At 41.5% G+C, this 20,998-nt stretch carries 16 protein-coding genes; 6 read left to right on the top strand and 10 right to left on the bottom strand.

The features are described 5' to 3' along the window. Nucleotide 1 precedes the first annotated feature (1 nt). A complete protein-coding gene (locus GYY70_RS00350) occupies nt 2-481 on the bottom strand; it encodes an NADH-quinone oxidoreductase subunit B family protein (RefSeq protein WP_025329723.1) in 480 nt (159 codons plus the stop codon). Continuing rightward, nucleotides 472-828 (bottom strand): NADH-quinone oxidoreductase subunit A, encoded by a 357-nt coding sequence (locus GYY70_RS00345; RefSeq protein ID WP_174830845.1) that lies wholly within the window; start codon nt 826-828, stop codon nt 472-474. Before GYY70_RS00345 ends, GYY70_RS00350 begins: the two co-directional genes overlap by 10 nt. Before the next feature lie 433 nt (nt 829-1,261). Between GYY70_RS00345 and GYY70_RS00340 the strand changes: the two genes are divergently transcribed. Continuing rightward, nucleotides 1,262-1,570: a chorismate mutase gene (locus tag GYY70_RS00340; RefSeq protein ID WP_174830844.1), complete on the top strand. Its 309-nt coding sequence runs from the start codon at nt 1,262-1,264 to the stop codon at nt 1,568-1,570. Nucleotides 1,571-1,615: 45 nt separating this feature from the next. On the opposite strand, the gene murJ is transcribed toward GYY70_RS00340, so the two are convergent. After that, nucleotides 1,616-3,154 carry a murein biosynthesis integral membrane protein MurJ gene (murJ, locus tag GYY70_RS00335; RefSeq protein WP_078474503.1) on the bottom strand — a complete coding sequence of 513 codons (1,539 nt, stop codon included), beginning with the start codon at nt 3,152-3,154 and terminating at the stop codon, nt 1,616-1,618. Between the two features lie 247 nt (nt 3,155-3,401). On the opposite strand from murJ, the gene asd reads away from it, so the two are divergent. Beyond that, complete coding sequence (gene asd, locus GYY70_RS00330) at nt 3,402-4,517, top strand: aspartate-semialdehyde dehydrogenase (protein WP_084561949.1); 1,116 nt, start codon at nt 3,402-3,404, stop codon at nt 4,515-4,517. A gap of 231 nt (nt 4,518-4,748) precedes the next feature. Here asd and GYY70_RS00325 read toward each other — a convergent pair whose 3' ends face one another. After that, complete coding sequence (locus GYY70_RS00325; RefSeq protein WP_174830843.1) at nt 4,749-6,137, bottom strand: L-cystine transporter; 1,389 nt, start codon at nt 6,135-6,137, stop codon at nt 4,749-4,751. Nucleotides 6,138-6,532: 395 nt separating this feature from the next. On the opposite strand from GYY70_RS00325, the gene thrB reads away from it, so the two are divergent. Next, nucleotides 6,533-7,453 (top strand): homoserine kinase, encoded by a 921-nt coding sequence (gene thrB, locus GYY70_RS00320; RefSeq protein ID WP_084547587.1) that lies wholly within the window; start codon nt 6,533-6,535, stop codon nt 7,451-7,453. Between the two features lie 28 nt (nt 7,454-7,481). Here the strand turns inward: thrB and GYY70_RS00315 are convergent, their stop codons facing one another. Continuing rightward, a complete protein-coding gene (locus GYY70_RS00315) occupies nt 7,482-8,234 on the bottom strand; it encodes an SDR family oxidoreductase (RefSeq protein WP_174830842.1) in 753 nt (250 codons plus the stop codon). 88 nt (nt 8,235-8,322) lie between these two features. Between GYY70_RS00315 and GYY70_RS00310 the strand changes: the two genes are divergently transcribed. Beyond that, a complete protein-coding gene (locus GYY70_RS00310; RefSeq protein WP_174830841.1) occupies nt 8,323-8,664 on the top strand; it encodes a helix-turn-helix domain-containing protein in 342 nt (113 codons plus the stop codon). 362 nt (nt 8,665-9,026) lie between these two features. On the opposite strand, the gene GYY70_RS00305 is transcribed toward GYY70_RS00310, so the two are convergent. After that, nucleotides 9,027-11,624: an autotransporter outer membrane beta-barrel domain-containing protein gene (locus tag GYY70_RS00305; RefSeq protein ID WP_174830840.1), complete on the bottom strand. Its 2,598-nt coding sequence runs from the start codon at nt 11,622-11,624 to the stop codon at nt 9,027-9,029. Nucleotides 11,625-12,360: 736 nt separating this feature from the next. Between GYY70_RS00305 and GYY70_RS00300 the strand changes: the two genes are divergently transcribed. Next, nucleotides 12,361-14,739: a glucose/quinate/shikimate family membrane-bound PQQ-dependent dehydrogenase gene (locus tag GYY70_RS00300; protein WP_174830839.1), complete on the top strand. Its 2,379-nt coding sequence runs from the start codon at nt 12,361-12,363 to the stop codon at nt 14,737-14,739. Nucleotides 14,740-14,848: 109 nt separating this feature from the next. Here the strand turns inward: GYY70_RS00300 and leuS are convergent, their stop codons facing one another. From leuS to GYY70_RS00280, 4 genes are all read right to left on the bottom strand, one after another. Then, the gene (leuS, locus tag GYY70_RS00295) at nt 14,849-17,488 is read right to left on the bottom strand and encodes a leucine--tRNA ligase (RefSeq protein ID WP_174830852.1); all 2,640 of its coding nucleotides are present in this window, start codon (nt 17,486-17,488) and stop codon (nt 14,849-14,851) included. Between the two features lie 345 nt (nt 17,489-17,833). Next, a complete protein-coding gene (gene ptsP / locus GYY70_RS00290) occupies nt 17,834-19,591 on the bottom strand; it encodes a phosphoenolpyruvate--protein phosphotransferase (RefSeq protein ID WP_174830838.1) in 1,758 nt (585 codons plus the stop codon). Further along, on the bottom strand, nt 19,591-19,860 hold the full coding sequence (locus tag GYY70_RS00285; protein WP_084547137.1) for an HPr family phosphocarrier protein: 270 nt from the start codon (nt 19,858-19,860) through the stop codon (nt 19,591-19,593). The genes ptsP and GYY70_RS00285 overlap by 1 nt, the downstream gene beginning before the upstream one ends. A 1-nt stretch (nt 19,861) precedes the next feature. Next, on the bottom strand, nt 19,862-20,266 hold the full coding sequence (locus tag GYY70_RS00280) for a PTS sugar transporter subunit IIA (protein WP_084547138.1): 405 nt from the start codon (nt 20,264-20,266) through the stop codon (nt 19,862-19,864). Between the two features lie 438 nt (nt 20,267-20,704). Between GYY70_RS00280 and GYY70_RS00275 the strand changes: the two genes are divergently transcribed. Next, a complete protein-coding gene (locus GYY70_RS00275) occupies nt 20,705-20,986 on the top strand; it encodes a TrmH family RNA methyltransferase (protein WP_174830851.1) in 282 nt (93 codons plus the stop codon). Nucleotides 20,987-20,998: the final 12 nt, after the last annotated feature.

Raw genomic sequence — 20,998 nt, 5'->3', positions numbered from 1 at the left:
TTCATACACGCGCGATAGTGGCGGTACGTTTAATTTTCAGCTGCAACTGCAATAGTCCGTATACCAGCGCTTCAGCAGTTGGCGGACAGCCCGGTACATATACGTCAACCGGTACAATCCGGTCACAGCCGCGAACCACAGAATAAGAGTAATGATAATAACCGCCGCCGTTGGCACAGGAGCCCATAGACAGTACCCAGCGCGGTTCGGCCATCTGGTCATAAACACGCCGCAAGGCGGGAGCCATTTTATTGCACAGCGTACCGGCGACAATCATCAGATCGGCCTGACGCGGTGACGGGCGGAAAATAATACCAAAGCGGTCAAGGTCATAACGGGCAGCACCGGCCTGCATCATCTCTACGGCACAACAGGCCAGACCAAAAGTAGCCGGCCACAACGAACCGGTACGCACATAATTGAGTACGGTATCGGCAGTGGTTGTGACAAATCCTTTTTTTAAAACGCCTTCTATTCCCATTCCAGAGCGCCTTTTTTCCATTCATAAATAAAGCCGATAACCAGAATCAGCAAAAACACCATCATTGACCAGAATCCGTATGAACCCAGCTCTTTAAACACAACTGCCCAGGGCACCATAAAGGCAACTTCAAGGTCAAACAGGATGAATAAAATGGCTACCAGATAGTAACGCACGTCGAATTTCATTCGTGCATTTTCAAAAGCTTCGAAACCGCACTCAAACGGTTCCTGTTTCATTTTGTATGGCCGGTTCGGTCCTAGCAATAAACCGAGAGAGATAAACAGAACACCAGCGGCAAAGCCAACCAGAACAAATATTAATATGGGGAAATAATTCGCCAACATAACTGCGCTGACCTTATGCAAATATTGGTAAAATTGATGTATTGTAACTAATTTCAAACGTTATTAAAAGCGCGTATTACATTAAAAAAAAATAAAAAAATAATGTTTTCAATAGGATATTGATAATTATTATCATTAGCATTAATGCAATATTACTTTTGGCTGATAAATTTTGTTTTACTCTCAGAAAGACAAAGCCATATTATAAAATTTTTTCAATAATCCCTGTCAGTTACAATCATCATGGTTAAATATCCATTTATAATAATGTTATATGCATAAATATATTCTTAAATTTATATATATTAATTAAATATTTTTTTCTCAATTTGAATTAGTATATTTTTTTGTAAACTTATCATTTTTTTACTGTACAGTTTTTAGTATCGGTTTTAGAATACAGCCATCCCAAGAATAAATATAAATAAATACAATGACATACAACCCTATACACAATCCCGAAGAATGCCACGACATGAATGACATTCGTACAGAAATAGATCATATTGATTATGCGGTGATCCAGTTACTTTCCGCCCGCTTTGAATATGTCAAAGCAGCCAGTAAATTTAAAATGAATGCTAAAGACGTACAAGCGAATGAGCGTTTTAACAGCATGCTTGAAAAACGAAAACAATGGGCACAAGAACAGGGACTAAACGGAGACGTAATCAAGTCCCTGTTTTGCGAACTGGTGAAATATTTTATTGCAGAAGAATTAAAAGAATTTGAACACAAATAAATTTGCATGAATTTTTTTCATTTTCGGTATGAAGCTGAAATACCACTATTCTGCTTCAGCCCGCCGGAAATCGCGTACGCGGAAACCCAAAGCAAATAGTGATCCGAAATATAAAATAATACCGGTAACAATCAAAATACTTAATTGCCCTACTTTTGCCAACCCGCTACTGTGCCAGTTAAACGGCAGCCAATGCTGTAATAACCATAACCCCAGACCCATAACAACAAGAGCCACCGTCAGACGCAATAGAAAACGCAACCAGCCGGGGCTGGGGGTATACAATTTCTGTCGCCGTAACAGAGTAAACAGTAATCCCGCATTAATACAGGCGCCAAGACTGATAGCCAGAGCCAGCCCGACGTGATGCAGCTTCCAGATAAACAGCAAATTCATCAGCTGAGTCATACATAAAGTAAAAATAGCAATTTTTACCGGCGTTTTAATGTTCTGGCGCGCATAAAATCCCGGTGCAAGTACTTTAATCAGAATCAGACCAATCAGACCAACAGCATAAGCAATAAGCGCGCCCTGAGTCATTATTGCATCATACTCATTAAACTGCCGGTACATAAATAAAGTTGCCACCAGGGGAAATGACAGCACAGCCATACCCACAGCAGCTGGTAAAGTTAACAGCATGCACAGGCGTAATCCCCAGTCCAGCAATGCAGAAAAACTGGCTATATCATTAGTAGCTGAGTGTTTAGACAAAGTAGGCAAAAGAATGGTTCCCAGTGCCACACCAAGCACACCAGTCGGTAATTCCATCAGACGGTCAGCATAATACATCCAGGATACTGAACCGGATTGCAAATAAGAAGCAAAAATCGTGTTTATCACCAGCGATATTTGCGCTACCGATACCCCCAGAATAGCCGGTGCCATTTGTCTGAGTACCCGGTTAACTGCTTTGTCCTTAAAATTGAGTCTGGGCATAGTCAGAAAACCCAGTTTAAATAAATAAGGCAGCTGATACAGCAACTGTAATAATCCACCTACAAATACTGCCCATGCCAGCGCCAGAACCGGAGGATGAAAGTAAGGTGCCAGCCACAGAGCAAATACGATAAAGGAGATATTCAGAAAAGTCGGCGTAAAGGCAGGAACAATAAACTGATGATAAGTATTCAGAATACTGCCAACCAATGAAGACAGTGATATCAGAAAAATATATGGAAAAGTAATCCGTAACAGTTGTACCGACAGAGCAAATTTATCAGCATCCTGCTGAAAACCGGGAGCAGAAATATAAATCACGACAGGTGCGGCCAGAATTCCGATCGCTGTTACAATAATCAGAACAAATGAAAGCAGTCCGGCCACATGCTGCACAAAAGCCCGGGTAGCTTCGGGTGATCGGGTTTCTCTGTACTCAGCCAGTATCGGTACAAAAGCCTGTGAAAATGCGCCTTCTGCAAAAATACGCCGTAACAGATTAGGCAGTTTAAATGCCACAAAAAAAGCATCAGTAGCCATCCCCGCACCAAAACTGCGGGCAATAATGGTATCGCGGATGAAACCCAGAACACGCGACAGCATAGTCATGCTGCTGACTTTAGCCAGAGTACGCAGTAAATTCATCAGAAATGCCAATAAAAAAACAAAGGCGAAAGTGTACACCGGAATGTCAGCCGATTCTATATAATGGGATAACAGTATTGAATTGACACTATAAATCCGGCAAAAGATAAATTGTACAGCCTGAAATTTACCAGAATGGTAATTATCTGTTTACAAACAGCCGTGATTATGGTTAAAAGACCGGATAGTATTCTGGTATCTGGCAACAGAAATTTTGATTAAATTGAATTGTTTTAAGGAGTACCCGGTGAAAGTAGGTTTTGTTGGCTGGCGCGGTATGGTAGGTTCAGTATTAATGCAGCGCATGCAGGAAGAAAATGATTTTCAAACTATTGCAGATGCGTATTTTTTCACGACATCAGCAGCCGGTGCAGCCGCACCTGATTTTGGTCAGACAGCAAAAACACTGCTGGATGCCCGTAATCTGGATGCTCTGGCTCAAATGGATATTATCGTTACCTGTCAGGGTGGCGACTATACCAAAGCAATCCACCAGCCGCTGCGTGACCAGGGCTGGCAGGGGTACTGGATTGATGCTGCATCCACTCTGCGCATGAGCGATAAAGCAGTCATCGTACTTGATCCGGTGAACCGTGCAGTGATTGATAGCGCCCTGTCAAACGGTATCAAAGATTTTGTTGGCGGTAATTGTACAGTGTCACTGATGCTGATGGCTCTGGGCGGCCTGTTTGAACAGGATTTAGTGGAATGGGCGACCAGCATGACCTATCAGGCAGCATCCGGTGCCGGTGCCCAGAATATGCGTGAACTGATTAGTGCAATGGGTGCCATTGAAAATCAGGTTAGTGCAGAACTGGCCGATCCGGCCAGTGCTATTTTAGCCATAGACCGAAAAGTTGCCGATTTTTTACGCAGCGAAGCATATCCGCAGGCCCAGTTCGGCGTTCCTCTTGCAGGCAGTCTGATTCCATGGATTGATGCTGATCTGGGTAACGGTCAGTCTAAAGAAGAATGGAAAGGCGCTGTAGAAACCAATAAAATTTTAGGTCGCAGTGCACAGCCAATCGTTATCGACGGCTTGTGTGTCCGTGTCGGCGCAATGCGCTGCCACAGTCAGGCACTCACCTTAAAACTGAAACAGGATTTACCCGTAGCTGAAATTGAGAAAATTCTTGCTGCTGCCAATGACTGGGTAAAAGTTGTACCTAATGAAAAAACCGCATCTATGCAGGAGCTGACACCTGCAGCAGTAACTGGCACATTAACTGTACCAGTAGGGCGCATCCGCAAAATGGGCATGGGCGGAGAATATATCAGTGCCTTTACCGTAGGTGATCAGCTTTTATGGGGTGCCGCAGAACCTATCCGGCGTATGCTACAAATCGTTTTACAAAGCAGATAAATCTTAAGCAAAAACCTGACAGGCAGCCTCTACTGCCTGATTACTTGCGACATCATCATAGTATTATCCAAACAGGACAGTTAAATGATTAACTGTCCTGTTTAATTACCTGTCTGTAAACCTTAAAAATCCGCTCATGCCTATATTAAGAATTTAAGCGAAAAAAAGCAGCCGCTCTGCTGACACAGACCGGCTGCTAATTATGACAAATAGTTTTAAGAACCTACTGCATTAATGTACCAGTCTGCCGTGCTCGGTACTATTTAATATTTTTTTATTAGTCTGATGCAGCCACTGGCTGGTTAACGTACCTGCTGTCATCGCACCGCTGACATTTAATGCTGTACGCCCCATATCAATCAATGGCTCTACAGAAATTAGTAAAGCCACCAGCGTAATCGGCAAACCCATTGCCGGCAGTACAATCAGCGCCGCAAATGTAGCTCCGCCGCCCACACCAGCCACACCTGCAGAACTGATAGTCACCATTCCGACCAGTGTTGCAATCCACCATGGATCCAGAGTATTGATACCTACAGTTGGCGCAATCATGGTGGCGAGCATAGCCGGATACAAACCGGCACAACCATTCTGTCCGATAGTTGCACCAAAAGAAGCAGCAAAACCGGCAATAGTTTTCGGTACACCAAGACGCTGCGTCTGAGCCTCGATATTAAGCGGAATAGAAGCGGCACTGGAGCGACTGGTAAATGCAAAAGTCAGTACCGGCCATATTTTCTGAAAATATTTACCCGGATTGATCCCAAATATGCCCAGTAACAGACCATGTACCCCGAACATCAAAGCCAGTGCCAGATATGAAACCAGTACAAATCCTCCCAGCTTAATAATCTCCTGCATATTTGAAGAAGCCACTACTTTAGTCATCAGTGCCAGGACTCCATAGGGAGTTAACAGCATTACTATCCGTACCAATTTCATTACCCAGCTTTGTAAGGTATCAATTGCCCGTAACACCCGCTCACCCTTAGCAACATCATCTTTTAATAACTTTAATGCGGCCATACCGAGAAATACAGCAAAAATAACCACACTGATAATAGAGGTCGGATTGGCTCCGGTTAAATCAGCAAACGGATTTTTCGGAATAAAAGACAGTAATAGCTGCGGTACATTTAAATCTGCTACCTTACCAACATAATTAGCCTGAATTGCATTAAAGCGCGCAGTTTCAGCTTCTCCCTGAATCAGACCGCTGGCAGTCAGACCAAACAGGCTGGTCAGCAAAGTACCGATCAGCGCAGCCATCGCCGTAGTAAACAGTAACACGCCGATAGTCATCAGACTGATTTTGCCTAGCTGAGCAGCATTATGTAATCGCGCCACAGCACTCAGAATTGAGGCAAACACCAACGGCATAACGACCATCTGCAATAACTGTACATAGCCGTTGCCGACTACATCAAACCATTGTACAGAAGTACGGATTACCGAGCTGGATGCTCCGTAAATCAGTTGCAGCCCTAAACCCAATCCAATACCAAGAATCATACCCAATAATACTTTTTTGGATAAACTCCATTGGGTTGAATGCGTACGGCTCAGTATCCATAATAACAATGCGAACATCATAATGTTCGCGAGCAAAGATAAATTCATTTTATACTCCTGCGCCGGCAAGCTTTCTGCCCGCGTTTGATACCTAGTGCCAGCTAAGAATACGCAAAAGTAAATAAGTTGTGAAATAGCCCTTATGCATTCACTTATTCTATTTTATTATATGCAATAAAGATAAAATACTTTCCAGTATAGTTGCATCGTCCGGAATATTGGCTTACGAATTACCCAATTCCTGTTTCAACCCCTTATATGACATACCCATCATTCAATTTAAACATTATCAGATAACAAGTTTTCTATAAACTACCGTTCATAAGCAATCATTCGAATAAATACTTGACATCAGCCCTTTATTGCCATCATGCTTGCAATTTGTTTAAACATCCTGTCTCAGGTTTAAACTTTTCGTTTAATTCTGTTTATTGGTTACATTTATGTCGGTTTACACGAGCGTTAGCGACGATGAAATGCGCAGCTTTCTGCGTGATTATCACTTAGGTCGGTTTATTGGTTTACAAGGTATCGCTCAGGGCGTTACTAACAGCAATTATTTTGTAACCACCACACAAGGGCGCTTTGTACTGACTGTTTTTGAAGCCATGACACAGGATGAGCTGCCCTTCTTTTTAGATTTAACCCGACATCTGAGTGCTCACGGCGTAGCCTGTCCTGCTCCTATTGCCCGAACTGACGGTCGTCTGGACAGCACTCTGGCTGGCAAACCAGCCTGTCTGGTAACCTGCCTGACCGGCAGCGATACCAGCAGCCCATCCGTACAGCAATGTTTCAATACCGGAGCGATGCTGGCTAAAATGCATCTGGCCGGTAGTGAATTCACGCAGAAAATGCACAATCCGCGTTACACTGGCTGGTGGCATGAGGCCAGTACCCGCTTATTACCCTTTCTGGATCCGGAAGATCAGCAGTTATTACAAGCAGAAATTGCTTTCTTTGATGCACATGAATGTACAAATCTGCCTGCAGGTATCATCCATGCCGATTTATTCCGCGATAATGTTTTGCTGGATGGTGAACAGGTAGCCGGATTTATTGATTTCTATTATGCATGTAACGGTAATTTCATGTATGACCTTGCCATCGCCGTTAACGACTGGGCACGTCGTGCAGACAATCATATCGACCAAAATCTGCAACAAGCATTTATACACGGCTACGAAAGCATACGCCCGCTGACTTCCGCTGAACAGGATTACTTTCCGGTTGCACAGCGAGCTGCATGTATTCGTTTCTGGGTTTCCCGCCTGCTTGATTACCATTTTCCGCAGGCAGGAGAAATTACCTTTATTAAAGATCCGAACGTCTTTAGAGATTTACTACTTAATTTACGCAAATAACATCATTATTTTTATCAAAAAACTAAAATTAGATATTACCTACCCCGCCATCTACCAGTATTTCCGCACCGAGCATAAAAGATGATTCATCCGATGCCAGAAAAACAGCGGCTTTAGCCAGCTCAATCGGTTTGCCCAAACGTCCTAACGGTACCAATGCCTTAATTTCCTGCTGTAAATGTTTGACAGCATCCGCGTCAGTGGTATTTAAATTCATATGCGCCGGCGTGTCTGTCGGGCCGGGGACTAAACAGTTGAAGCGAATATTTCTGGATAACAGCTCTCCCGACAGTGTTTTGGCTAATGAACAGAGAGCAGCTTTACTGGACGCATAAATACTGCTTTGCGGTAAACCGATTTTGGTACTTACCGTACCGCACAAAATAACCGAACAGGGATCAGCCAGCAAAGGTAACAGCGCCTGTATCAGAAAAAATGGCCCCTTGAAATTAGTATTCATTACCCTGTCAAAAGTATTTTCATTCCAATCAGTTACCGGCATATGAGTGACATCGGCCGCATTAATATATACAGCATCTAATCTAGGCCACATTTTGGTTAACTGTGCAGCCAGAAGCTTTTGTTCTTCAATAACAGAAGTATCACTTTGCAATATTATTACATCTGCACCTAATTCCTGCTTCGCTGCCAGTAATCTGTCTTTATTTCTGCCGGTTATGGCTACTGTCGCACCTTCGGCAATAAATTCTCTGGCAGTTGCCAACCCTATTCCACTGCTTCCGCCTGTAATCAGTGTATATTTACCCGCTAACCTGTTCATAGATTCCCTTTCAAAAATAAAATTCAGTATAATTTAACCGGTTTACTTATGAAAGTAGGTACCAAATAGATACTAATGGAAAATAGTTATGCACACTGAAAAAAATACCCCTGATATTTATCATTGTCCTATGGTTAAATTTGTTAATTTAATTTCAGGAAAATGGGCTATTCCTATCCTGTATCGCCTGATTATTACTGATCAACCCATTCGTTTTGGCGAATTAAGGCGAACCATCGCACCAATTACTCAGAAAGAATTAACAAAACAGCTAAAGCTGTTTGAGCAAAAAGGATTAATTACCAGAAAGCTCTACCCCGAAGTACCGCCTAAAGTTGAATACCAGATAACAGCGCTGGGAAAAACTCTAAAACCGGCTTTGGTTTCCATCGCAAACTGGATGGAGCAGTATGAAAAAGATTTACTCTGAATACTATTCACCTATTCAGACAGGCTGTAACTTAAACAGCAACAGGTATCCGGCAACAGCTGATAAGTATCAATCAAAGAAAAATTAATTATGCATTTGAAATAATTAAATTGTTTATACTCAACCATTGATATCACTACTAAACGCATCCATTTAAAATACATAACTGCGTATTCTCTGACTAATTCATAATTACATTCAATAAATTAATATTAATAGCCATATTTCCTATATACATTGACCAATAATCAACTAAACACCAAAATGGTGGCACCGAAATTATCCGGCACCACCATGATTAAACCTGCTTTTAAACATCAGTCTTTGCTAAATTTTAGCTTTAGTCAGCAATAACATTCTGGTTAAAAGTTGTAACGATATCCCGCATTAATCTGCTTCTGATTAAATTTGTTTCCTGCAGAATAAACCATATCACCATAAATATGATGTTTCCCATTCAGCCGCACATTAATTCCTATACCGTTATCCCACCAGTTACCACCAAAATCATATTTTTCTTTTGCAACACGATTAAAGGTATAAGAAGTTTTTCCATCAAACTCCCTCAGATAACCTGTTTTAAAATAAATATCTACCGGATTTTTATTGTTTTGAATGGTATAGCCTAAAATAAGACTCGCCCGCCCTATTAATGAATTATAACTACCCAGTCTGGTTCTTAATCCATTGGTCGCATTAATGGTGGCACCGTTCTGATGCGAAAAAGTAAGCTGAGCCTGTGGTTCTAAATACCAACCCTGTTCTGCCTCTCCTGCAGAAGTCAGACGGATACGTTTGCCCATTTCAGCGCCGAGAGAAAAACCATTGGTATGACCCTCACCATTCACCCGGTAACCACCACCTGTCAAAGTATTAAACTTGTTGGTCATATGCATATACTTGACTAAACCATCAAGATAAAAACCATTCTGACTTTGTAACGTACCATATAATCCTAGTGAATAACTTTTAGTACTGCCGTCACCAACGTTGTGATCAACTTCACCACGGCTTAGTCCGCCCATTAAACCATAATATAGGTTCACTTTATCGTAATTCAGTTTACGGTCCAGCCCCATCTGTAATCCATAATAATCCATATCAAAACCAGACAACCGATTATCATTAAATGAATTCAGTTTCCCTGTATATATACGCCCCCATACTTTACCGCTCGCTGTATCATCGGTACGGATTTGTCCCATACGCTGCAATAAAGTTTGTGTTTCAACATAACTCATTAAATAATTTGAATTAAGAATATTGGCCGCATTCTTCGCTGTATTAGTTAAATTCGGTTTGGAATCTGGTTTTGGTTTTGGTTTCATACCTGAACCTGAATCTCCTGCTGACCCGTTGTCATTATTGCTATCTGAGCCGCCTGATGTCTCCCCACCTTGATTGCTATCAGAATTTGAAGATGCAGACAATATCCAATCTTTACCGTCAGGATTAGAATTGTCAAATTCGTCTAAAGTATTAAACTCATAGCCACCAATATCAACAGAAGATGAAGATAAAGTAAATTTAGCTCCGCCACCGTTAGTTTCTACCAGTTTAATTTTTTCTTTGCCAGTTACTGTAGCGGAGCCAGTTTTGGCATCAATAACAGCAATTTTATGATTACCCTTTGCCTGTTGTAATCCGGTTATTTTCAGCAAATCATTATCTATATTTTTACCAATCGCTGCTCGCATTTTAAATACGCCATTATTACCCGCTAACGAATCAGTTTCTAATACCATTGCGTTGTTTCCGTTAAGGCTGGTAACAGCATCGGGAGTAGCATAGTCATAACCAAAACTGACTTTGGCATCATCACTGAGTTCCAGAGAGTTAATATTTGAGCTGCCGGTCATTTTCCACTGGCTGTGACTACCGGAAAGGCCAAGATTAATCTCTCCTGCACCATTATCATTGTCCAAAGAGCTTAATAACATTGATCCGTCAGCCAGAGTTAATTTAACTACTCCTTTATCCCGAAGCTCATCATTTTCACTTGAAACAATATCTCCAATAATTTCCGATTTACCATCAATAATCACTTTGCCGGCTATTGCTTGTATCGCATTAAAGCCTTCAGGATCCTTAACAACAATACGGATATCATTTGAACCATCAGTATCCCTAATCTCTAATTCACCCTTGTGCTGGTTCATTGAAATTGCGGTACCACCATCAACAGTAAGTTTAAGCCCTTTATTGAATTGTATAAAATCGCCTTTGCCGGTGAAGGTGCCTGGATTTGGTGGTAATTGATCTACATAAATTCCAGCAGTATTAGGATTTGAAGAAGAATCTTTTACATCAATCACCGCTTTATTGTTAAAAATTAGTTCATTTCCTTCTGCTGTTAGACTCTGAGTTCTCTGAGACCAAATACCCCGACTTCCCTCACCATTGGTATTTATTTTTACTTCATTCTTAAATAAACTTTTTGTACGGCGTGGGACTGAACTGGTATAAGAATGTATTCCTATACTTCTGTTTCCAGTTTCTATATTTACTTTCCCTCTAAACTCGCCCATTGCTCCATCAGCTAGATAAATACCTTTACCACTTCCAATATTTATGTCAAGATCAGTTTTTGAAACAAAATTAGTTTGATTTCCCAGGTGAATACCATAAAAATCTGTATAACTCTTAGATATCTGACTTCTAATTTTAAATGAGTCACCAGTAATAGTTGTGTATTTGTTGGAAGACGATCGAATACCAATCCATGCTCTACTATTCTGATCAATATCAATATGTGGTTCAGAGTCGTTTGTTTTACTTATATTTATTTCTACATCGTCGAAGATATCAATTCCAGTTTTTTTGTAATTCCCGATATTATTATCATCAATAGATGTAGTTGCATTTACTGATATTGGAAGTAGTGCCAGGGTTCCTAGTGAAAGTTTAAATACTAGTGTATGTATAATTGAATTTAATTTTTTCTGCTTAAAGTTATTCATTCTTATTCCCCAAATCAATTTTTTACAGTGTTCATAATTAAAATTCTTGAAAAGAATAAAACTATTTCCTACATATTAATTTATTATAAATACAAAAATTTACTTTAATAATTATTAATTAATATATGTATATATTATGCAATATTTAGCTCCAAAAGAATATAGGTTTTACCTTTATATATCAGCAATATAAATATATTATTCTTATATAAGTAAATTTTAATTAACAAAAATACAACTAAACAATTTAACAATCCCTAGAAAATCAGATATATTGCACAATCGCAAGAATAAAATTAAAAATTCAGGTAACCGCAAGATAAAAAATTCAAGCAAAAGTAATTACTCCGTTTATTTACTAATTATCCATACTAAAATTTATTATCTGAACAGATAAATCAGATTATTCGGAATTAATTACGCCATATTATTTCTTAGTTACAGCAATTTAAATATTGAAAAGCCATTCTGAATTCACTTAGACATTACAATTTACACAGATTGAAAAAAATAAACTAATTTTTATTGCTTCCTGAAAATTACCTGTATTTGCAATAAAATCTGCTAAAAATATTACTGTATTTCTAAAAACTGGTTGCTGATTCAAGATCAGATTCGAAATTTCCCGACTGTAAATTTTTTAATCATTAATATATACATTTGCATCTTATATATTGTTTATTATAATAATTTTTATCTTTAATTTTTATTATAAAAATAAGCTAACAGACGCATTATGAAAGCATATACATCGTTTTCTCTCGCCAGAATAATGACTTTGATAGTACTTTGGCTAACTGTTATCTATCTGCTTATAGGAGGTATATGGTTGATATGGCTAGGCGGTTCAGCATTTTATGCCATTATTGCCCTAATTCTATGTTTGTTTACAACGCTATACCATTATCAGCGCAGTAGCTGTCTGTGGCTATATGCAATTATTCTGTTTATCACACTAATCTGGGGTTTATGGGAGTCCGGCACCGATTTCTGGGCATTAGCACCACGTTTTGACCTGCTATTTCTGTTTGGATTATGGCTTTTAACTCCGTGGCCAACACGGCATATATCAGCTTCACGAAATGGAAAATTAATTATTACATTAGCATTAATTGCGATACTAGGTGTGATGTTCTACAGCATCAGTCATGATCCGCAGCAAATTAATGGCACCATTACTCGCCTCCAGCCGGCACCAGCGGCAGACGATAATGGTGTAGCAGCAGAAGACTGGCCTGCGTATGGTCGTACTCAGGGCGGAACACGTTATTCACCATTAACTCAAATCAATACCGCTAATGTTAAACAGCTTAAAGTAGCCTGGACTTACCGTACTGGTGATTTCAAAACTGCTAATGATTCAGCAGAAACCACTAATGAACTAACACCGATCAAAATCGGCAAGAAACTCTTTATCTGTACACCACACCAGTTTCTGGATGCTCTGGATGCCACTACCGGCAAACGTTTATGGCGTTTTGACCCTGAATTGCGCAGTAACAAAACTTTTCAGCATCTGACTTGTCGTGGTGTCAGCTATTATGATGCTACGACAGCACACAGTTCTGAGACCACCGCATCCGCTATTTGTCCGCAAAAAGTTTTATTACCGGTTAATGATGGCCGTTTAATTGCCGTCAATGCACAAACTGGTCAGAAATGTCCGGATTTCGGTCATAACGGTGAAATTAATCTGCAAGCCAAAATGCCTTATGCTTTTTTGGGAGGATATAATCCGACCTCACCGCCTGTTGTAACACCTAGTACGATTATTATCGGTGGTTCGGTAACGGATAACCTCTCAACTAAAGAACCTTCCGGGGTAATTCGTGGTTATGATGTCAATAACGGCCAATTAAAATGGGTATTTGATACTGGTGCGGAAAACCCGAATGCGATGCCGGGTGAAAAGACCAATTTCGTGCATAATTCACCCAATGCATGGGCACCTCTGGCCTACGACCAGCAGCGTAATATTGTATATATACCCACCGGAGTAAGCACACCGGACATCTGGGGCGGTCACCGTGATAAGTTAAAAGAACGTTATGCCAACTCTCTTGTGGCACTGAATGCCTCCACCGGTAAACTGCTATGGCATTTTCAGACTACTCACCATGATCTTTGGGATATGGACGTACCGGCTCAGCCTTCACTGATGGACATTACAATATCATCCGGTAAACGGATTGCTGCTATTTATGTGCTGACCAAAACCGGTAATATTTTTGTCCTCAACCGTGAAACCGGCCAACCTATTGTGCCAGTTATAGAACAGCCGGTACCACAGACTCTGAAACATGGTAAACCGACACAGGGTGAACATTATGCAGCTACCCAGCCTTTCTCAGCTTTAAGTCTGATGCCGAAAGACAAACTGACTGATAAAGATATGTGGGGAGCAACCATGTTTGACCAGCTTCTGTGCCGCATCCAGTTTAAACGCTTAAATTACAATGGCATTTATACACCACCTTCTGAAAATGGCACACTGGTATTTCCTGGTAATCTGGGGGTATTTGAATGGGGTGGTATATCTGTCAATCAGGATCGGCAAATTGCTCTGATGAACCCAATCGGACTGCCCTTCGTTTCCCGCCTGATTCCGACTAATCCCGACAGGGCTCAGCAAAAACAGGGTGCCGGTACTGAGAATGGTATCCAGCCGATGTATGGCGCTCCTTATGGGGTAGAAATTAGCCCTTTTCTTTCACCAATAGGTTTACCTTGTAAACAACCGGCATGGGGATTTGTAGCTGGTGTTGATTTGCAGACTAACCAAGTAGTGTGGAAAAAGCGTATTGGCACTATTCGTGACAGTCTGCCGAAATTATTTGAATTACCACCATTTAAAATTGGCGTTCCGGGTCTGGGTGGCTCAATATCCACAGCGGGTAATATTATGTTTGTCAGTGCAACTCAGGACAACTATCTGCGTGCATACGATACCAGTAACGGAGATTTATTATGGCAGACACGTTTGCCTGCCGGCGGACAGGCTACACCAATGACGTATGCCGTTAATGGTAAACAATATGTAGTACAAATGGCCGGTGGTCATAGCTCATTCGGTACGAAGATGGGAGACTATCTAATCGCCTATACTCTACCCTGAATTATTTGCGCTACAGGCGCCAAATAATCTAGGCGTATTTCGCCGTAATTAATTTATGTAATAAAAAAAAGACATGTTAATAACATGTCTTTTTCATCGGATTATGCGATCAGACAACAATATTGACTAATCGTTTTGGCACAACAATAACTTTTTTCGGTGTTTTGCCATCCACAAATCGTTGTATGGCCGGATCAGCCAATGCTGCTGCCTGTACTTCATCGTTACTACTATCGGCAGAAACTGTAATCTGTCCGCGCAGCTTACCATTTACCTGAACCATCAGGGTAATTTCATCCTGTACCAGTGCGGCTTCATCAACACATGGCCATGCAGCATCCCACAGCGTTTTTTGCGGAGACAGCTCATTCCATAATGTTTCACACACATGAGGCACAATCGGCCATAACAGACGCAATACGCACTCCAGCACTTCCTGTGCCACGGCTCGCCCTGCTTCTGTAGTGCAATCAGTCCGGTCATACTGATTCAGCAATTCCATAACCGCAGCAATTGCGGTATTAAATTGCTGCCGGCGACCATAATCATCGGTTACTTTGGCGACTGTGCTATGCAGTTTCAACCGCAGCGCTTTCAGGTCGGCAGACAAATTATCCTGACTACCGGTAAATGCGGTTACACCTGCACCCTGCTGTAAATAATCATATACAGTACGCCACAAACGGCGCAGGAAGCGATGCGCACCCTCTACCCCGGCATCTGACCACTCCAGTGATTGCTCAGGCGGTGCGGCAAACATCATAAACAATCGCGCAGTATCCGCACCATAGCGGTCAATCAGCTCTTGCGGATCCACACCATTATTCTTGGATTTAGACATTTTCTCAATGCCACCGATACATACCGGTTTACCATCTGCTTTCAGGGTTGCAGCCAGAGGCCGGCCTTTATCATCCCGCTGCAAATCCACATCTTGCGGTGCAATCCATTCTTTGCTGCCATTAGCACCTTCACGATAATACGTTTCACATACCACCATACCCTGAGTAAGTAAGCGGGCAAATGGCTCATCTACATTCAGCAGCCCCTCATCGCGCATTAACTTTGTAAAGAAACGGGCATAGAGCAGATGTAAAATAGCGTGTTCAATACCACCGATATACTGGTCTGCATTCATCCAGTAATTAGCAGCCTCTTTATCCACCATTGCGGTATTGCAATGTGGTGATGCATACCGTACCGCATACCAGCTCGATTCAACAAAAGTATCCATAGTGTCAGTTTCCCGACGAGCCGGTTTACCACAGCATGGACAGGTAGTTTCGTAAAATTCCGGCATTCTGGCTAACGGAGAACCGGCACCATCCGGTACCACATTTTCCGGTAATACAACTGGCAACTGTTCTTCCGGAACAGTAACATCACCACAATCATCACAATGTATAATCGGAATCGGGCAACCCCAGTAACGCTGCCGGGAAATACCCCAGTCACGCAGGCGATATTGTGTTTTCGGTGCACCGGCATTTTTAGCCTGTAAAATCTCACCAACACGCTCAAATGCCGCATAAAAATCCAGACCATCCAGTTCACCGCTGTTAACACACTGTGTCTGCTCTTTACTGCCATACCATTCCTGCCACGCGCTTGCATTAAAAGTATCTGTATTCTGCGTAGAGGCAATTACTTGTTTTACTGGTAGCTGATATTTAGTGGCAAATTCAAAATCACGTTCATCATGCGCCGGAACAGCCATTACCGCACCATCACCATATCCCCACAGCACATAATTGGCCACCCAGACCGGCAATACATCGCCATTAAGCGGATTGATGGCAAAGCGTCCGGTAGGCATACCTTTCTTCTCCATTGTGGCCATGTCTGCTTCAGCCACAGAACCGGCCTTGCACTCAGCAATAAACTGCTGTAACTGAGGGTTATCAGCAGCAGCAGCTGTAGCCAGCGGATGTTCTGCAGCAACAGCAACATAAGTTGCTCCCATCAGTGTATCAGGACGTGTGGTATATACCTGTACAAAATCTGCGTACTCACCGGTTAATCCTGCTTTACTGTCTTCAGCCAGTGCAAACCGTACCTGCATCCCGCGTGACTTGCCAATCCAGTTGCGCTGCATGGTTTTTACCTGCTCAGGCCAATGTTCCAGTGTATCCAGACCATTGAGCAGTTCTTCAGCATAATCTGTAATCCTGAAGTAATACATCGGGATTTCACGTTTTTCTACAATGGCACCAGAACGCCAGCCTCGACCGTCCACAACCTGCTCATTAGCCAGTACAGTCTGATCCACCGGATCCCAGTTTACTGTTCCGTTTTTCTTATAAATAATGCCCTTCTGGAATAAACGCACAAACAGCCACTGTTCCCAGCGATAATATTCCGGTGTACAGGTCGCAATTTCCCGCTCCCAGTCAATCGCAAAACCCAAACTCTGCAACTGCTTTTTCATATAAGCTATGTTGTCATAAGTCCATTGTGCCGGTGCTACCTGATGTTTCATTGCTGCATTTTCAGCAGGCAAACCAAATGCATCCCAGCCCATGGGCTGCATCACATTAAACCCATTAAGCAAGCGATAACGGCTCAGTACATCACCAATAGTGTAGTTACGCACATGTCCCATATGTAACTTACCCGAGGGGTAAGGAAACATCGACAGACAATAATATTTAGGTTTCGGACTAAAATCTTTAGCGTTAAATAAACGGTATTCCTGCCAGCGCACTTGTGCAGCCGGCTCAATCTTTTCGGGACAATAATGTTCTTGCATCATGAATTATCAGTTTATTGTATAAAAATAGACCACTATTATAACAGTTTACTCAAGACACAAACCTGCAATTAATCATTCTGGCAATACAGTTATTGAGTTTAGTCCATCAATACTACAATATCATATTAATTGCATAAATCATTTTTAATATTTATATAGCATATATAAAAATAAATAAAAAAAACCACCGATACCAAGGGAGGGAATATCGGTGGACAATTTGCGGGAAAACACTACTTACTCAATACTGATTGTCAGGCAAAAACAATACTGACAAAAATATTATAGAAAAATCATCATTAAACGCAGTTAAACTGTGCTAAGTCAGACAAAACAATTTATTTAATCCGCACTTTCAGATAATTCATGTGAAGAATTTAATTTTTTCAGTAATTTTAATGCTTTATCTGGATCATCATTACGTAATATTTTCTGTACTTCTGTTTCAAGCATTAGCAGATCACTTTGAATAATCTGATTTTTCACCGCCAGAATATTATTTGCATTCATCGAAAACCGGCGCAGCCCCATCGCCATCAATAACCGTGTATATTGAGCATCACCAGCCATTTCTCCGCACACGGATACTGGTTTATTCAGACGTGCAGCGGTACGGATAACATGCAACAGTAACTTCAGTACCGCAGGATGACCCGGCTGATATAAATAACTCACACTTTCATCATTACGGTCTGCCGCCAGCGTATACTGAATTAAATCATTAGTACCGACTGAAACGAAATCAATCATCTTCAAAATAGAATTAACTGTTAGTGCAGCTGACGGAATCTCTATCATCGCCCCAACCTGAATATTTTCATCAAAGGTTTCAAAGCGATCGTGTAACTGTTGTTTGGCTGTATTTAAATGAGTCAAACACTGCTGTATCTCTGTTACTGATGAAATCATTGGCCACATCATGCGCACAGGCCCCAAAACCGCAGCCCGCATAATTGCCCGCATCTGGGTACGGAACATCACAGGTTCAGCCAGACACAAACGGATACCGGTCAACCCCAAAGCCGGATTCATCGTATGACTAGGACCAAACCAGCGCGGATTTTTATCCACACCTAAATCAATTGTTCGTATGGTTAATGTTTTACCCTTCAGCTTTTTAACCACATCAGCGTATTCGGTATACAGTTCATCTTCTGTAGGCAGAGCATCACGGTTCAGATAAAAAAACTCACTGCGATATAATCCGATACCATCCATACCCAGACTATGCAGTGCTTTTATGTCATTAGCACTTTCAATATTACCCAACAACTCAATATTGATTCCATCTAATGTTGTTGCTGCCGTATTCTTAAGTTTATTTAATTGCCGTCTTAAGCTGCGAAATTCCCTCAAACGTCGGCGATATTCCTTTAAAATAACATCATCAGGTGCAATAATAACTACACCCATTGTGCCATCTACAATAATCAGCTCATCTTCATTAATTAATTCCCGGGCATAGCCCAGTGCAATCACAGAGGGAATATCCAGGCTACGCCCCAGAATCGCGGTATGGCTAGTTGGTCCGCCGGCATCAGTAACAAATGCAGCAATACGGCTGTCTTTAAAAAAAACCGTATCTGCCGGCGATAAATCATGGGCAACAAGAATCGTATCTTCTTCAAAATCCTCCGCTTCAGTCACGACTTCTGTCGATAAACCAATCAGATTTTTAAAAATACGCTCAACTACTTGCAGCATATCCTGCTTGCGTGCGCGTAAATAATTATCTTCAATTGCATCAAACTGATCTGAAAGTTTATCCGTTTGCAGTTTTAATGCCCATTCTGCATTAACACATTGTGCTTCAATAATATCTACAGGCTCTCTGGACAGACTTACATCACCTACCAGCATCAGGTGCAGAGAAATAAACGCTCCCAGTTCTGAAGGTGCATTCTGCGGAATATCTGTACGCAACTGCTCTAACTGACGGCGAGTTGTTTTGATTGCCTGCTCATAACGGGCAACTTCTGCGGGCACTTCTTCAATCGACAACTCCTGATGTGGCACATCATCCATACCGCGCACCACCAGATGAGCACGACCGATAGCAACACCTGCCCCCACTGCAACACCATGCAGGACGATACTCATTATTCGTCTTCACCAAAATAATTATTAATCAGCTCAACCAGTGCTTGCATTGCCTGGTTTTCGTCAACACCGTCAGTTTCCAGCTCAATTACACTACCTTGTGCCGCAGCCAGCATCATTAGTCCCATAATGCTTTTACCGTTAACGCGGCGATCTTTCCGGGTTACCCATACTTCGCATTGAAACCGGCTGGCTACCTGAGTAAATTTATTCGACGCCCGTGCATGCAAACCAAGCTTGTTAATAATCTCAATTTCCTTTTTTACCATTTCAAAGCTCATCCTGATTAGAAATAGTTATAATGCCGGCAATAGCAGCAGCTTTAACTTCATCTGCAAATTTATGTACATCATCTGCTTTAGTAAAATGTTGAAGTGCCTTAACCAGCATTGGAGCATTAAGACCAGTTAGCAGAATAACATTGTCACTCTGAATTAACCGGCGCACTAGATTACAAGGTGTTGCGCCGAAAATATCAGTGAGAATCAATACACCGTGACCATAATCCAAAGAAGCCAGTTTTTCTACAACCTCAGCATGTATACTTTCAACTGAATCACTACTACGTACCCCGATTAAAGTAACATTATCAGGTACAGAACCAAAAATATGCCGGATTAATTGCATATTTGCCTGCCCTACTGTCTCGTGGGTAACAATCATCAAACCTATCATTGTATTACCTATTACCATTTGGGTATTAAATGTACTGAATAAACCCATTCAATGAGAAATAATCGTACTGACTTTTACTACCCGACAAACAATTGGCTTAAAATTTCTGCCTAATAAATCTCCCAATCAAAACTTATCATACTAATCACATAACAGGAAGAGTCTATCAGAAGAAAATACGGAATAAACAATATGCACAAAATTGGTTCACAATAACTGCTTACGGCTACAGGGCAGCACAATAATTATATAAATGAAACAATATTTAAGTCAGACCAGAATCTATTTCAGAACCGTTAAATAGTTATCGAATCGTTTATAGAGCAATCATCTATATAAACTGTAACCAAAAGTTTTTAATTTTTCCTAAACTATATTTCAGCCACTAAAATTTATATCTAAAGCTACAGTATTTAAGCAGTAAAATTTAAAGAATTCATCGAGATAACTAAAACCCAGACTAACGCACAGGTCCACCTGATAGAAACCTACGGCACTCGCAACTACACTCAGTTCGACTACAGCGACCCCAATCAGCAAATCTACTTTCTCTTCGGTCGCGAAACCACCGGACTGCCCCAGGCATTCGCACAGGCACGCGCCGGGCAATGTCTGCGAATTCCGCAGTCAGAGCACATCCGCTCACTGAACCTGTCCAACGCCGCCGCCATCGTCCTCTACGAAGCGCTGCGTCAGCAGTCCTTCCCCTCTCTGGCCTAGATACAGTAACAG

Source organism: Snodgrassella sp. ESL0324 (assembly GCF_013344955.1).
Lineage (GTDB): Bacteria > Pseudomonadota > Gammaproteobacteria > Burkholderiales > Neisseriaceae > Snodgrassella > Snodgrassella alvi.
The sequence above is the reverse complement of the archived record's forward strand: the minus strand, read 5'-3'. Positions and strand labels throughout refer to the sequence as shown.

Bases quoted from the DNA above. Each gene is read 5' to 3' on its own strand.
- GYY70_RS00350 (WP_025329723.1), bottom strand. From the start codon at position 481: ATGGGAATAGAAGGCGTTTTAAAAAAAGGATTTGTCACAACCACTGCC.
- GYY70_RS00345 (WP_174830845.1), bottom strand. From the start codon at position 828: ATGTTGGCGAATTATTTCCCCATATTAATATTTGTTCTGGTTGGCTTT.
- GYY70_RS00340 (WP_174830844.1), top strand. From the start codon at position 1,262: ATGACATACAACCCTATACACAATCCCGAAGAATGCCACGACATGAAT.
- murJ (WP_078474503.1), bottom strand. From the start codon at position 3,154: ATGAATTTACTGCGTACTCTGGCTAAAGTCAGCAGCATGACTATGCTG.
- GYY70_RS00325 (WP_174830843.1), bottom strand. From the start codon at position 6,137: ATGAATTTATCTTTGCTCGCGAACATTATGATGTTCGCATTGTTATTA.
- thrB (WP_084547587.1), top strand. From the start codon at position 6,533: ATGTCGGTTTACACGAGCGTTAGCGACGATGAAATGCGCAGCTTTCTG.
- GYY70_RS00315 (WP_174830842.1), bottom strand. From the start codon at position 8,234: ATGAACAGGTTAGCGGGTAAATATACACTGATTACAGGCGGAAGCAGT.
- GYY70_RS00310 (WP_174830841.1), top strand. From the start codon at position 8,323: ATGCACACTGAAAAAAATACCCCTGATATTTATCATTGTCCTATGGTT.
- GYY70_RS00305 (WP_174830840.1), bottom strand. From the start codon at position 11,624: ATGAATAACTTTAAGCAGAAAAAATTAAATTCAATTATACATACACTA.
- GYY70_RS00300 (WP_174830839.1), top strand. From the start codon at position 12,361: ATGAAAGCATATACATCGTTTTCTCTCGCCAGAATAATGACTTTGATA.
- leuS (WP_174830852.1), bottom strand. From the start codon at position 17,488: ATGCAAGAACATTATTGTCCCGAAAAGATTGAGCCGGCTGCACAAGTG.
- ptsP (WP_174830838.1), bottom strand. From the start codon at position 19,591: ATGAGTATCGTCCTGCATGGTGTTGCAGTGGGGGCAGGTGTTGCTATC.
- GYY70_RS00285 (WP_084547137.1), bottom strand. From the start codon at position 19,860: ATGGTAAAAAAGGAAATTGAGATTATTAACAAGCTTGGTTTGCATGCA.
- GYY70_RS00280 (WP_084547138.1), bottom strand. From the start codon at position 20,266: ATGATAGGTTTGATGATTGTTACCCACGAGACAGTAGGGCAGGCAAAT.